This window comes from Corallococcus sp. AB038B (assembly GCF_003668955.1).
Classification (GTDB): Bacteria; Myxococcota; Myxococcia; order Myxococcales; family Myxococcaceae; genus Corallococcus; species Corallococcus exiguus.
Genome location: NZ_RAWO01000001.1, coordinates 258,994 through 271,558 on the forward strand (window position 1 = coordinate 258,994; position 12,565 = coordinate 271,558).

Annotated in this window: 12 protein-coding genes; 5 read left to right on the plus strand and 7 right to left on the minus strand. The window is 71.1% G+C overall.

The features are described 5' to 3' along the window. Positions 1-79: 79 nt before the first annotated feature. Both D7Y04_RS01185 and D7Y04_RS01190 read left to right on the plus strand, forming a co-directional pair. A complete protein-coding gene (locus D7Y04_RS01185) occupies positions 80-562 on the plus strand; it encodes a thioesterase family protein (protein ID WP_120594726.1) in 483 nt (160 codons plus the stop codon). 64 nt (positions 563-626) lie between these two features. After that, complete coding sequence (locus D7Y04_RS01190) at positions 627-1,844, plus strand: GAF domain-containing sensor histidine kinase (RefSeq protein WP_121758064.1); 1,218 nt, start codon at positions 627-629, stop codon at positions 1,842-1,844. Here the strand turns inward: D7Y04_RS01190 and pfkB are convergent, their stop codons facing one another. Continuing rightward, positions 1,845-2,801, minus strand: a complete 957-nt coding sequence (pfkB, locus tag D7Y04_RS01195; protein ID WP_158620591.1) for a 1-phosphofructokinase — start codon at positions 2,799-2,801, stop codon at positions 1,845-1,847. It lies immediately after the preceding gene. Then, complete coding sequence (ptsP, locus tag D7Y04_RS01200) at positions 2,798-5,293, minus strand: phosphoenolpyruvate--protein phosphotransferase (RefSeq protein WP_158627440.1); 2,496 nt, start codon at positions 5,291-5,293, stop codon at positions 2,798-2,800. The genes pfkB and ptsP overlap by 4 nt, the downstream gene beginning before the upstream one ends. A 228-nt stretch (positions 5,294-5,521) precedes the next feature. Between ptsP and D7Y04_RS01205 the strand changes: the two genes are divergently transcribed. Further along, complete coding sequence (locus D7Y04_RS01205) at positions 5,522-6,292, plus strand: bifunctional 2-polyprenyl-6-hydroxyphenol methylase/3-demethylubiquinol 3-O-methyltransferase UbiG (protein WP_120578983.1); 771 nt, start codon at positions 5,522-5,524, stop codon at positions 6,290-6,292. Here D7Y04_RS01205 and D7Y04_RS01210 read toward each other — a convergent pair. Genes D7Y04_RS01210 through D7Y04_RS01220 form a run of 3 tightly spaced genes read right to left on the minus strand, consistent with a single transcriptional unit; the run spans position 6,273 to position 8,936 of the window. Next, complete coding sequence (locus D7Y04_RS01210) at positions 6,273-6,509, minus strand: hypothetical protein (RefSeq protein WP_121758067.1); 237 nt, start codon at positions 6,507-6,509, stop codon at positions 6,273-6,275. The two genes, D7Y04_RS01205 and D7Y04_RS01210, sit on opposite strands and share 20 nt — an antisense overlap. A 58-nt stretch (positions 6,510-6,567) precedes the next feature. After that, positions 6,568-7,701, minus strand: a complete 1,134-nt coding sequence (locus D7Y04_RS01215) for a hypothetical protein (protein ID WP_121758068.1) — start codon at positions 7,699-7,701, stop codon at positions 6,568-6,570. 5 nt (positions 7,702-7,706) lie between these two features. Next, positions 7,707-8,936, minus strand: a complete 1,230-nt coding sequence (locus D7Y04_RS01220) for a hypothetical protein (protein ID WP_171812462.1) — start codon at positions 8,934-8,936, stop codon at positions 7,707-7,709. Between the two features lie 219 nt (positions 8,937-9,155). Between D7Y04_RS01220 and D7Y04_RS01225 the strand changes: the two genes are divergently transcribed. Beyond that, the gene (locus D7Y04_RS01225; RefSeq protein WP_120578987.1) at positions 9,156-9,530 is read left to right on the plus strand and encodes a DUF962 domain-containing protein; all 375 of its coding nucleotides are present in this window, start codon (positions 9,156-9,158) and stop codon (positions 9,528-9,530) included. Positions 9,531-9,551: 21 nt separating this feature from the next. Here the strand turns inward: D7Y04_RS01225 and D7Y04_RS01230 are convergent, their stop codons facing one another. Continuing rightward, positions 9,552-10,415, minus strand: coding sequence for a pirin family protein (locus D7Y04_RS01230; protein ID WP_120594718.1), 864 nt, complete (start codon positions 10,413-10,415; stop codon positions 9,552-9,554). A 20-nt stretch (positions 10,416-10,435) separates the two neighbouring features. Then, positions 10,436-11,524, minus strand: a complete 1,089-nt coding sequence (locus D7Y04_RS01235) for an alkene reductase (RefSeq protein WP_121758069.1) — start codon at positions 11,522-11,524, stop codon at positions 10,436-10,438. Between the two features lie 55 nt (positions 11,525-11,579). Between D7Y04_RS01235 and D7Y04_RS01240 the strand changes: the two genes are divergently transcribed. Beyond that, on the plus strand, positions 11,580-12,545 hold the full coding sequence (locus tag D7Y04_RS01240) for an AraC family transcriptional regulator (RefSeq protein ID WP_233601217.1): 966 nt from the start codon (positions 11,580-11,582) through the stop codon (positions 12,543-12,545). The last annotated feature ends 20 nt before the right edge of the window (positions 12,546-12,565 follow it).

Consider the following 12,565-nt stretch of genomic DNA (forward strand, 5'->3'; position numbering starts at 1 on the left):
TGCCTGTACGGGACTCCTGGAGGGCAGGCAGGCGTGGTTTCCGTTCCCTGGCGGGATGGTCCCTGCGACCCTGGGGGCCATGTCGAACGCCTCCCTGAAGGACTTCCCCGTTGTCGTGCCCTTCCCCGTGCACTGGAGCGAGATGGACGCGTACGGGCACGTCAACAACGCCCGCACGTTCACCTGGTTCGAGTCCGCGCGCATCGCGTACATGGCGCGCATCGGGTTGGTGGGGCCGTCCGCTTCGGGTGCGGACACGACGATGGCGGACGGGGTGGGGCCCATCCTGGCGAACACGCACGCGGACTACCTCAAGCCGGTGGTGTTCCCGGTGAACCTGGTGGCGGGCGCGCGCGTCACGCGCGTGGGCAATTCCTCCATCACCTTCGAGCACGTGGTGGCGGGCGCGGACGACGGGGTGCTCTACACGCGCGGCGGTTCCATCGTCGTGACGCTGCGCTACGCCACGCATGAGAAGGTGCCGGTGCCACCGGCGGTGCGTGCGGCCATCGAGAGGCTGGAGGGACGCACCCAGACCGGGCATGCGGATGGGGGGCCGTAGGGCCTGTCCCGGGGTCCAACAGCGCCAGGACCCGCGCGACACGTAAACTGGAAAGGAGCCATCCATGTCCCCATTCCTCTCCGCGAACCCCCATCTCCGCACCGCCACCCCCCCCACCTCGGACGTGGAGGTCGTGAGCCGCATCGACGCGGTGAAGACGGTGCTGCGCGTGCTGACGCGCACCACGGGGCTGCGCCTGGCGGTGGTGGCGCGCGTGACGCCGGAGTCGTGGACGTGCTGCGCGGTGCTGGACGAGATGGGCTTCGGGCTGAAGGTGGGGGACACCCTGGCCGTCAGCACCACGTTCTGCAACACGGTGCGGACCCTGGACGGGCCGCTGCGGGTGAACCACGCGAGCAGGGATCCGCGTTTCATGAACCACCCCGCGCCGAAGATGTACAACGTGGAGAGCTACATCGCGGTGCCGCTGTACCGGCGCGGCGGGGAGTTCTTCGGCGTGATGTGCGCGCTGGACTCGAACCCGGCGGACCTCACCGACGACGCGCTGGAGACCTTCCGTCACCTGGGCGACCTGGTGGGCTACCAGTTGGAGCAGGAGGAGGCGCTCACCGAGCGCGACTCGCAGTTGATGGGCGCCCACGAGGCGACGGTCCTGCGCGAGCAGTTGATGGGCATCGTCAGCCACGACCTGCGCAACCCGCTCAACGCCATCTCCCTGTCGGCGGCGACGCTGATGCGCAGGACGGACCTGGATGACCGGGCGCGCCGGGGGCTGCGGCGCATCCTCGACTCGTCGGACCGGGCGAACCGGCTCATCCGCGACCTGCTGGACTTCACCCACGTGCGCACGGGCATGGCCCTGCCGGTGAAGCCCCAGCCCATGAACCTGCATGAGCTGGCCGAGCAGGTGGTGGACGAGGTGCGGCTCACCGCGCCGGGGCGCTCGCTGGACCTGGTGTGCGAGGGCTGCGGACGGGGGAACTGGGACCCGGACCGCATCGCGCAGGTGATGACGAACCTGCTCACCAACGCCGTGCAGTACAGCGGGGCGGATGCCTTGATTCGCGTGGAGGCGCGCGGGGACGAGCGGGAGGTGGTGCTGGCGGTGACGAACCCGGGGACGCCCATTCCGCCGGCGCTGCTGCCCGTGCTCTTCGAGCCGATGACCCGGGGCACCACCGAGGGCAGCGAGCACCGCAGCGTGGGGCTGGGGCTCTTCATCGTGAATCAGATCGTCCGCGCGCACGGCGGCGCGGTGGACGTGGTGTCCACCGAAGAAGCGGGCACCACCTTCCGGGTGCACCTGCCGCGCGGCTGTTGATCAGCCCGTGCCCAGCGGGTGCATCCGCACCGCGCAGAGCAGCTCCGCCACGCGCTCGGGTGTAGGGGGCACCGGGCCCACCTTCGCGAGCTTTCCGGCCGCGAAGGCCGTGCTTCTCCGGGCGCAGGTCTCCAGGTCGTGGCCGTCCAGCCTCGCCGCCAGGACTCCCGCGAGCAGCGCGTCGCCCGCGCCCACCGTGCTCGCCACCTCCACGGGGGGCGGCAGGGCCCGCCACGCGCCGTCGTCTGACACGAACAGGGCGCCGTCCGCTCCCAGCGACACCACCACCAGCCCGATGCCTGTCGCGTGCAGCTCGCGTGCGGCTCGAGCGATTTCGCCCGCGTTCCTCAGGGGGCGTTCGACCAGTTCTTCCAACTCGCGCGCGTTCGGCTTCACGAAGTCCGGCTTCGCGGCCACCGCGTGGCGCAGCGGTGCTCCGCTCGTGTCCACCGCCACCACCGCGCCCTTTGCTCGCAGGCGCTCCGTCAGCGTGGCGTAGATGGACGCGGGCACTCCCGCGGGCACGCTGCCGGACAGCACGAAGCAGCCGTTGTCCTCCGCGAGCGCATCCAGCGTCTCCATCAGCGCGGCCAATGCCTCCTCCGGCACGCGCAGGCCCGGCAGGTTGAGGTCCGTCACCGCGCCGCTCGTGCGGTCCACGACCTTGATGTTCACGCGGCTGGAGCCCGGCAGCCGGAGGCAGCGGTCCTGGATGCCTCGCTCGCGGAACAGCGTCTCGAACAACGTCACCGTGTCCTCGCCCAGGAAGCCCGTGGCCGTCACCGGACGCGTGCCTTGCGCGAGGAACGCCGCCACGTTGATGCCCTTGCCTCCCGGCGTGCGCGTCTCCGCCACCACGCGGTTCACCGCGCCCGCCGTGAACCCCGGACACTCCAGCGTCTGGTCGATGGCCGCGTTCAACGTGACCGTCACCACGCCCGGCTTCGTCGGCCTCACGCCTTCGCTCCCTTCCGGGCCAGCAGGCCGCGCACCAGCCCCCGCACCTCGGCGGCGTTGCCGCACTCCAGCGCGGCCCGGGCCACGTCTTCCGCGTCCGCCATGGAGATGCCCCTCAGCAGCGCCTTCACCGCCGGAATGCTGGGGATGGCCACGCTCAACTCCGTGACGCCCAGGCCGGACAGCACCACCGCGCCGGACGGGTCTCCCGCGATGCCGCCGCACGCGCCCACCCAGATGCCCGCCTTCCTCGCCGCCTTCACCGTGAGGTCCACCATGCGCAACACCGCTGGGTGCAGGCCGTCCGCCTGGGACGCGAGCACCGGGTGCTGCCGGTCCATGGCCAGCAGGTATTGCGTCAGGTCGTTGGTCCCGATGGAGAAGAACGACACGTCCCGCGCCAACTGCTCCGCCATCATCACCGCCGAAGGGACTTCAATCATGATGCCCGTCTCCACCGGATCCGCGCCCACTTCCTGGCGCATGGACTCGGTGATGGCGCGCGCCTTCGCCAGCTCCTCGGGCATCGCCACCATCGGATACATGATGCGGACCGGGCCCTCCATCGACGCGCGCAGGATGGCGCGCAGCTGTGTGCGGAACAGGTCCTCCCGTTCGAAGCACAGCCGGATGCCGCGCACGCCCAGGAACGGGTTCGCCTCCGCCGGCAGCGACAGGTATGGCACGTGCTTGTCCCCGCCGATGTCCAGCGTGCGCAGGATGAGCGGCAGGCCGTTCAGCGCGCGCACCATCGTGAGATACGCGTGGAGCTGCTCCTCCTCTCCGGGCGGTTCGTCACGGTCGAGGAAGAGGAACTCCGTGCGCATCAGGCCCACGCCCTCGCCGCCCGCGTTCACGGCCTTGCCCGCGTCCGCGGCCTCGCTGATGTTCGCGGCCACCTCCACGCGCCTTCCGTCGAGCGTGATGGCGGGCCGGTAGCGCTCCAGCTTCTCCGCTTCGCGCCGTGTGCGGATCCGCTCGCGCTGGTGCGCGGCCCTGGCCCGGTCCCGCGCCGAAGGGCCCACGACGAGCACGCCCGCGTCGCCGTCCAGGATGCAGTGTTGCCCGTTGCGCAGGTCCAGCACCGACGGCCCCACCGCCACCACCGCCGGCAGGTCCAACGAGCGCGCGATGATGGCCGTGTGCGACGTGGTGCCGCCGCCCGCCGTGCACAGGCCCAGCACCATGGCGGGGTCCAGCTTCGCGGTGTCAGACGGCGCCAGGTCCTCCGCCAGCAGCACCACCGGATGCTCCGGGAAGGTGGGCTCGCCCTCCAGCACCCGGGCCAGGGGCCGCAGCACGCGCCGGCCCACGTCCCGCAGGTCGGCGGCCCGCGCGGCCAGCACCGGTTCCTCCAGAGCGGCCAGCGCCTCCGCGCGGTTCTCGAAGACGCGGCGCCAGGACTCGCCCGCGCTCAGGCCGGTGTCGATGAGGCCGTGCGACTCGCTCAGCATCTCCGGGTCGTCGAGCAGCTCCAGGTGCGCCTTGAAGATGGCGGCCCGCTGCGCTCCGGCCTTCTGGAGGAAGCCTTCGTGCAGCTGGCGCAGCTCCGCCGCCGCTCCGGCCAGGGCCGCCTCCAGCAACTGGTGTTCCCGCGCGGCGTCGGCGGCCCGCTCCTCCACCTCCAGCCGTTCGCGTTGGAAGGCCCACACGGGCCCGGACGTGATGCCCGGCGACGCGGACAGGCCCGCGACCAGCGTCCCCTCGTAGTCGAGCACGGCGGAGGGCACGGGCTCCGGTGCCAGCGCGCGAGCGGCGAGCGGGCCCTCGCCCAGGCCGACGTCGAAGGCCTCCTGCAAGGCGAGGAGCACCGCCGCCGCGTCGTCCCCCGCCGAGGTGAGCGTCAGCGTCGAGCCGCCCCGGGCGCCCAGGCGCAGCAACGACAGGAGGCTGCGGGCGTTCGCCTGCCGCCCCTCGTGGTGGACGGTGACGTCCGCATGGAAGCGGCGCACCACCTCCACCACCATGGTGGCGGGACGCGCGTGCAGGCCGTGCGGTGACGGGGACAGGACCTGGAGCGAGAGGCCCTCGAACACGGGAGCCTCTGGCTGCTCCAGCGGAGCGACGGGGCCTTGGAGCGCCTGGATGATGGCGGCCGCGTCCAGGGTGGAGGCCAGGGCCACGGCCCGGGCCTCGTCGTCCAGCACGCCGGTGAGGTTGGCGAGCACCTGGAGGTGTTCGTCGGACCTCGCCGCGATGCCCACCACGAGGTGCGCATGGGCGTCCTCGCTCCAGACGACGCCGGAGGGGAACTGCACCACGACGACGCCCGTCTGGAGCACGAGGTGGCGCGCCTCCGGCAGGCCGTGCGGAATGGCGATGCCGTGGCCGAGGAACGTGGCGGACACCTGCTCGCGCTTGAGCATGCTGTCGACGTAGCCGGGCGAGATGAAGCCGGACTCCACCATCACCTGTCCGACCAGGCGGATGGCCTCCGCCTTGTTCGTGGCGGACCATCCCAGGCGGACCTGTGACGGCGTCAACGACAGCATCGGTGCTCCTTGCCTTGGGTGCGCGCGAGCTTCACGCGGGGAATGACGGTGCATCCTGCCCGGTGTCCGCCCCTGCCCGCGCGGGCCTCCCGAGCCCCGTCTTCCGGGTAACAACCCCCAGAGGAGAAGACCTCCCGGCCCCATCCTGGCTCCGACATGACGGACAGGCGACGTCCGGCGTCCATGCGCGTGACGGCCCGCATGGGGGTGTTAAAGGAGGAAGCCGTCATGTCTGACAGCGTCCTGGACTTCTACGAAGGGCTGGCCGAGGAGTACCACCTGCTCTTCGCGGACTGGGAGCAGTCGGTGGACCGGCAGGGCGCGGTGCTGGACGCGCTCCTGCGCCGCTCGGGGGCACCGCCGCCGCGCCGGGTGCTGGACTGCGCGTGCGGCATTGGCACGCAGGCGCTGGGGCTGGCGGCGCGGGGTTATTCCGTGCACGCCACGGACCTGAGCCCCTCCGCGGTGGCGCGCGCGGAGCGGGAAGCCCGCGCCATGCACGTGAGCATCACCACCGGCGTGGCGGACATGCGGATGCTGGACTGGCAGGTGCCGGGCACCTTCCACGTGGTGATGTCGTGCGACAACGCGATGGCGCACCTGTTGGAGGACTCGGACCTGGACGACGCCGCGACCGCGATGGCGTCGCGTCTGGTGCCTGGGGGCCTTCTCGTGGCGAGTCTGCGCGACCACTCGGCGCTGCTGGAGAAGCGGCCGCGCTTCACGGCGGAGCGCGTGCTGGACACGCCGCTGGGCCGCCGCGTGCTGTTCCAGGTCTGGGATTGGGCGGTGGATGAAAGGCAGTACACGGTGCGCCAGTTCATCCTGCGCCAGGAGTCCGGCATCTGGCACACCACCGAGCACACTGGCGTCTACCGCCTGCTGCAGCCCGTGGAGCTGGAGCAGGCGCTCACCCGCGCGGGGCTGGTGGATCCGCGCTGGTACACACCGGAGGAGACGGGCTTCAACCAGCCGCTCATCACCGCGCGGAAGCCCTGATAATGACCGGGAGGAGCGGCGCCGCGTGACGGCGCACGGTGTCCGCGGCCTTCAACAAGACGCGGGCCTTGTGTGCCCCGGCTTGCAGCGTCTCCATCAGGTGCAGGGACGGCATCAGCGCGAGCAGGAGGTGCAGGGCCAACAGCCAGCCCAGCCCTTCCCGGACGAACGACGGGAGCGGCTTCGACTCCTGGGACGGAGCTGACGACCTGTCCATGGCACCCCTCGTGACGACAGTTGTAGTCATGGGCGATATGCCATGGCTACAGTTGTAGTCAAGAGGCCTTGTCGCGAGGCAGGGCCCAGATGTCTTCAGCGGGCCGGTAGGCGCGGGCGTCCTTTCCGGCGGTGCCGTGGGCCTTGGTGTCGAGCAGGCCCGCGTGCCAGAGGTTCTGTTTGAGTTTGAAGACGGTGGACGGGTTGATGTCCGGCCCCCGCAGCCCGGGCTTCAGCGTTCCGGAGGGGTCCGCGAGGAAGAGGGCTGTCGCCAGCGCCGGGTCGTCATGGCCCGCCGCCACGGCCAGCTCCGGCAGCGTGAGGCTTCCGCCGTGGTCCGTGAGGGTCCGGTGGATGAGGCGCACCGCGGGCTGCCGGATGAGGACGAAGCGCGCCACGGCGGCGAAGGCCGCGTGCACGTCCAGCAGGCGCTTGCGCTTGTCGTAGCGGGTGTCGGGGTCGAACTGGAGCGCGGCCAGGAGGTCCGCGACGGTGCGGCCTTCGAGCGTGGGCTTCCAGTCCAGGTCCAGCAGCCCGAGCGTGTTGGCGCCCGTGGCCGCGTGGCGCCGGGAGCTGTCGCTCTTCAGGTCTTGCCAGTGCGCGGCGAGCGACTTGATCAGCAATCCGGAGGGCGCCTCCCGGTCCGCGAGGAACGCGGCCGCGAGGTAGTTGAGGGGATGGTTGAGCTGGAGGCTGCGCGCGGCGGGGACGCCTTCGAGCAGCGAGGAGGCCTGGCTGACGGCGCGGGGCAGCGGGGTGGGGTCCGCGGGCGGAATGACCTCCACCCAGTGCTTCGCGTCCCGGGCGAGGATGCCGACCCCGATGCTCCGCGCTTGCGCCAGGGTGGGGGCGCGGAGGTTGGCGGCGGAGGCTGGCAGCGCGAGGTACGCGTGATGGACGCCCGCGCGGTAGCTGTGCGCCTGGCCCAGGCCCTGGACCCAATCCCTTTCAGAGGCCTTCACCTCGATGCCCGTGACGAGGACGCCCTCGGGCCGCGCCACGCTGCACAGGATGTCCGGCCGGGTGCCCTCCAGCGTGAGCCGCGTCATGGGCTCCAGGTCCCGGGCGAACGGGCTGCGGACATACGAGGGATGCGCATCCACCAGCAGGTGCAGGACGCGCGACCTGCGCAGCCCGTGCTTGAGCAGGTGGTGCTTCAACTCGCGGACGACCCTGGCTTCGGCGTGGGGCATGAGGCTCAGGCGCGCTTCGCGTCCGCGGGCGCGTTGGGGTGGCGCGCGAGCATCATGCGCAGCTGGGGCTGACGGCGGACCAACTCCTGCTTGAGCAGGTGCGCGATGAGCGCGGGCGGCGCGGCGCTCCAGCGCGCGATGTTCTGCACCAGCATGGGCGAGCGGTACGTGCGCCCGCACAACAGCGACGTCGTCTTTCCGTCCACCGGCATGCCCACGAGCGCGCCCAGGGCCCGGCCTTCTGTGTTGAGGATGAGCTCCACCTTCTCCTCGGACGGACCGGTGGAGAAGCGCTGGCGCAGGAGCTCGCGCGCGGTGCGGCGGGTCTGCTCCGGGACGTCCCGGTCCACCGTGAGCTTGTGGTGCTCCATCAGGCGGCGCATCGCCCACAGGCGGCGGAAGAGGGCGGCCGGCAGCTGTGGGTTGCGCACGAGGAAGCGGCGCACGCCTGTGTCCGCGGCGAAGGCAGCTCGGGCCACCAGTGCCTCCAGGCCCACGGGGTTGCGGTGGTGCCGTGCGATGAGCCGCGCGTGCGCGAGGCCCACTCGCGAGTTCTCCAGCACGGCCTTGATGACGGCGGGCACCGGGTCGAAGCACAGCGCGGACAGCTCCGGATCCTCCGCTCCATGCGCGAGCGCCACCCGCTGGTCCTCCGGCAGCGCGTGCAGCCGCGTCTCGAAGAGCTTGCGGTAGTCGCCCTGCACCGCTTCGGGCACGTCGTCCACGGGGCCAGCTTCGTCGTCAGCGCCGTCCACGGCTTCTGCCTCGGGAAGCGGTTCCGTATCGCTCGCGTCGAGTGACGGCGCAGGATGATCACTCGCGTACGCGTGAGCCGCGGACGCTGCATCCGTCAGGCCGTTGCCGACGCCGAATGCAGACTCCGCGTTTGCCGAGGCCGTCGGCTGCGTATGTTGCCGAGGGGCGTGCGCCGCGCCCGCGAAGGCCACATGCGCTGGAGCGCTCGCCACCGGACTCGCGGTCGTACCCGCCGGGGCGCCTGGCTGCCGCACCGTGTTCACGGGACTCGCGACCTCCGTGCCCGGAAGCAGCGCTCCCTGGGACACCAGCCTCGTGAGGATGTCCCGCAGCTTGTCTGGCGGGAACCCTGTCAGCGCGGGCAGGTCCTTCTCTCGCGTGTGGCCGTCCAGCCGCGACAGTACGAAGCCCTCCTCCGCGTTCAGCGGGAGCCGCCGCAGGTCCACCGTCGGGTTCAGCTTGGGCGTCCAGTCACTCATGTGCGTCCCCGAGTCTTTCACGACACGCTCGGTTCGCGCCTCCCTCCGTCCGGGCCGTCCTCACCGGATTGTTCCCGGTCCGTCCGAAAACGACGGGCCGCGTCGGGGACCGCCTGGCTGCTCTCCTGCCCTCGGTCCCGTCCGGGTTGCGTTGGTGCAGGCACGAAGGTGGCCCGCATGGGTTGACGAGAGGCGGGCAGCTGGACACAACTTCACTTCATGTCCGACCGCATCCAGACCTATGCCGAGTTCTGGCCGTTCTACCTGCGCGAGCATTCGCATGCGTCGACACGCTGGCTGCACCTCGCCGGCACCAGCCTGGGCGTGGGCCTGGGTATCACCGCAGCCGTCACCGGACGCGGCGCGCTGATTCCCGCCGCCCTGGTGTGCGCCTACGGCTTCGCGTGGGCCAGCCACTTCAAGATCGAGCACAACCGCCCCGCGACCTTCAAGTACCCGCTCTGGTCGTTCATCTCCGACTTCCGCATGGCCGGGCTGATGCTGATGGGCCAGCTGGGTCCGCACCTGGAGCGCGCGAACTCTGGCGTGACGGCCGCCGCCACCCTGGCGCCGGCCCCCGTCGAAAGCCGCTGACGCTCGCGGCTCCGCGGTCCGCTACCTCGGCGGTGGCGGACCGAAGCGGCCCGCGCGGTATCCCGCGAAGGACCTCAGGATGTCATCCTGGGTGTCCCCGATGAACGGCCCGTGGCTCACCAGCGGCTCGCGCTGCGGTTGACCGGCGTACAGCAGCACGCGCGCCCGCGTCGTCCCGGTGACGCGGACCGTGCTGTCTCCGCCCGACACCGGCCGGTCCAGCCAGCCCACCTGCCCGGGCTTCAGCGCCTGGCGGTCCGGCCCCACCGCGACCTCTCCCTCCAGCACGTAGAAGAAGCCGTTGTACGAAGCGGGCAGGTCCTGCGCGATGGACGCGCCCGGCTCCAACTGGAGCTCCGCCAGCGTGACGGGCACGTAGTTCTTCGTCGCCGACCGCACCGTTCCCGACGTGCCGCTGTACAGCCGCACCTCCACGCCCGGCTCGCGCCGCACCGGCAGCTCCGCGTAAGGCAGGTCCTGGTAGCCCGCGGGCACCCAGCGCTGCGCCTTGGGCAGGGTGAGCCAGAGCTGGAGGATGCGAGCCTGGCCCAGGTCTCCCTCCAGGCCCTCGCCGTGGATGACGCCACTGCCAGCCGTCATCCACTGCACGTCGCCTTCGCCCAGGCTGCCGCTGTCGTGGGTCATCCCGCCCTTCACCACGAGGGTCACCGTCTCGAAGCCCGCGTGCGGATGCGGCCCGCCAATGGGCTTGCCGTCGATGCGGTCATCCATCAGCAGGATGAACGGATCCGACCGCGCGTAGTCCTCCGGTGAGATGACCGGCACCACCGTGTGCGCGGGCCCGAACTGCCCCTGCGTGGGCTCGGGCAGGTCGATGATCCGCGCCAGCCTTCGCTCCAGGACATCCATTCGCTGCGTGCTCATGACGGTTCCCTCCTTTCGGTTCAGCTCAGCGCCGGGTAGCTCGTGAAGCCGTTTTCCTCGCCCTGGAAGAAGGTCGACGCGTCCGGCGTGTTGAGCGGGGCGGACCGGCGGAAGCGCTCCGGCAGGTCCGGGTTCGCGAGGAACGGCACGCCGTACGCCACGAGGTCCGCTTCGCCGCGCTTGATGACCGCTTCACCGGCCTGCGCGTCGTAGCCCCCGTTGGCGATGATGACGCCCGGGAAGGCCTTGCGGATCGCCGGAGTGATGCGCTGCTCGGGCGCCGGAGCGGCGGGGCCCGTGACGAGCTCCGTCACGTGCAGGTAGCCCAGGCCCAGCTTGCCCAGCTCGCGGGCCAGGTACGTGAAGGTCTCCGTGGGCGTGGAGTCGTGCATGCCCGTGTACGGGAAGTTCTGCGGGAAGAGCCGGTAGCCCACGCGGTCCGCGCCGAACACCTCCGCCACCGCCCGCGCCGCCTCCAACGGGAGACGCGCCCGGTTCTCGATGCTGCCGCCGTACGCGTCCGTGCGCTGGTTGGAGCCGTCCCGCAGGAACTGGTCCAACAGGTAGCCGTTGCTGCCATGCAGCTCCGCGCCGTCGAAGCCAGCCTCCTTCGCGTTGCGAGCGGCCTGGCGGAACTGCTCGACGACGCCGGGAATCTCATGCGTCTCCAGGGCCCGGGGAGTCACCGCGGGCTTCTTGCCCTGGAACGTGAAGACCTCCTGCTGGACGGCAATCGCGGACGGCGCCACCGGCAACTCGCCACCATGGAAGTCCGGGTGCGAGACGCGCCCCACGTGCCACAGCTGCGCGAAGATGAGCCCGCCCGCCGCGTGGACCGCGTCCGTCACCTTCTTCCAGCCCGCCACCTGCTCCGGCGAGTGGATGCCCGGCGTGCGGATGTACCCGACGCCCTGGGGGCTGACCTGGGTGCCCTCGGTGACGATGAGGCCCGCGGACGCCCGCTGCTCGTAATAGGTCACCGCCAGCGGGTTGGGGACGTTGCCGTCCACCAGCGCCCGGCTGCGGGTCATGGGGGCCATCACCAGCCGGTTCTTCAGTTCGAGCCGGCCCAGGCGGAGGGGGGAGAGGAGCTTGAGTGTATTTGCCATGGCCGTTGAATGCTCCAGGCGCTATGGACGTGCCATGGCATCCAGTCCAAATAAATTGACCGATCGTCCAGATTCGCTGGAGGCCCATGGGGCGGATGTCCTGGCGGACGTCCTGGACACCCTGCGCCTGTCCACCCGGATGCACGGCCGCTTCGAGCTGTTCGCCCCGTGGGGGCTCCAGTTCGGGACGTCCCCCGGCGCGCACATCATCCTCGTCGCGCGCGGTGGGGCCCGTTTGGAGGTGGAGGGCGTTCCGGGAGCCCTGGTGCTGTGCGCGGGAGACCTGGCGGTGCTGCCGCATGGCGGAGGGCACACGCTGCGCGACAAGGAGGACAGCCCCGTTCATGTCCTGGCGCACGGGGCCTGCGCGAGCGCCCGAGGAAAGGGTTCCATCCGGCTGGGCGGCGACGGCGAGCGGACCACGCTGGTCGCGGCGTCGTTCCAGCTGGGCGTTGCGCCGCGCACGCTCCTCTTCAAGGAACTGCCCCGCGTCATCCACCTGGCCGCGGACGACGCGGCGACGGCGCCGTCACTGGCGTCCACGGTGCAGTTGCTGCTGACGGAGAGCGCGTCGTCCCACCCGGGCGCCACCGTCATCATGAGCCGGCTCGCGGACATCCTGCTGGTGCAGGCCCTGCGGGCGCACATCATGAAGTCGGAGGAGTCGTGCCGGGAGAGCGGGCTGCGGGCGTTGGCGGATCCGCAGATTGGCAAGGCGCTCGCGCTCATCCACGAGCGCCCCGAGGAACCCTGGACGGTGGAGAGCCTCGCGTCCGCCGTGGCCCTGTCGCGGTCCGGGTTCGCCGCGCGCTTCAGCGAACTCGTGGGGGAACCGCCGCTGGAGTACCTGGTGGGATGGCGGATGATCAAGGCCGCCCAGCTCCTGCGCGAAAGCGAGCTGCCCCTGAGCGAGGTCGCTCCGGCCATCGGCTACCAGAGCGAGGCGTCCTTCAACCGGGCCTTCAAGCGTTGGGACGGGACCGCTCCCGGCGCGTATCGGCGCAGCCATCGCCGGGCGTGAGTAGGGAGTGAGAGGTCCGT

Coding starts and splice junctions, on each gene's coding strand:
- D7Y04_RS01210 (WP_121758067.1), bottom strand. CDS start 6,509: ATGGACAGGTCGTCAGCTCCGTCCCAGGAGTCGAAGCCGCTCCCGTCG.
- D7Y04_RS01185 (WP_120594726.1), top strand. CDS start 80: ATGTCGAACGCCTCCCTGAAGGACTTCCCCGTTGTCGTGCCCTTCCCC.
- D7Y04_RS01190 (WP_121758064.1), top strand. CDS start 627: ATGTCCCCATTCCTCTCCGCGAACCCCCATCTCCGCACCGCCACCCCC.
- D7Y04_RS01215 (WP_121758068.1), bottom strand. CDS start 7,701: ATGCCCCACGCCGAAGCCAGGGTCGTCCGCGAGTTGAAGCACCACCTG.
- D7Y04_RS01225 (WP_120578987.1), top strand. CDS start 9,156: ATGTCCGACCGCATCCAGACCTATGCCGAGTTCTGGCCGTTCTACCTG.
- ptsP (WP_158627440.1), bottom strand. CDS start 5,293: ATGCTGTCGTTGACGCCGTCACAGGTCCGCCTGGGATGGTCCGCCACG.
- D7Y04_RS01230 (WP_120594718.1), bottom strand. CDS start 10,415: ATGAGCACGCAGCGAATGGATGTCCTGGAGCGAAGGCTGGCGCGGATC.
- D7Y04_RS01205 (WP_120578983.1), top strand. CDS start 5,522: ATGTCTGACAGCGTCCTGGACTTCTACGAAGGGCTGGCCGAGGAGTAC.
- D7Y04_RS01235 (WP_121758069.1), bottom strand. CDS start 11,524: ATGGCAAATACACTCAAGCTCCTCTCCCCCCTCCGCCTGGGCCGGCTC.
- D7Y04_RS01220 (WP_171812462.1), bottom strand. CDS start 8,936: ATGAGTGACTGGACGCCCAAGCTGAACCCGACGGTGGACCTGCGGCGG.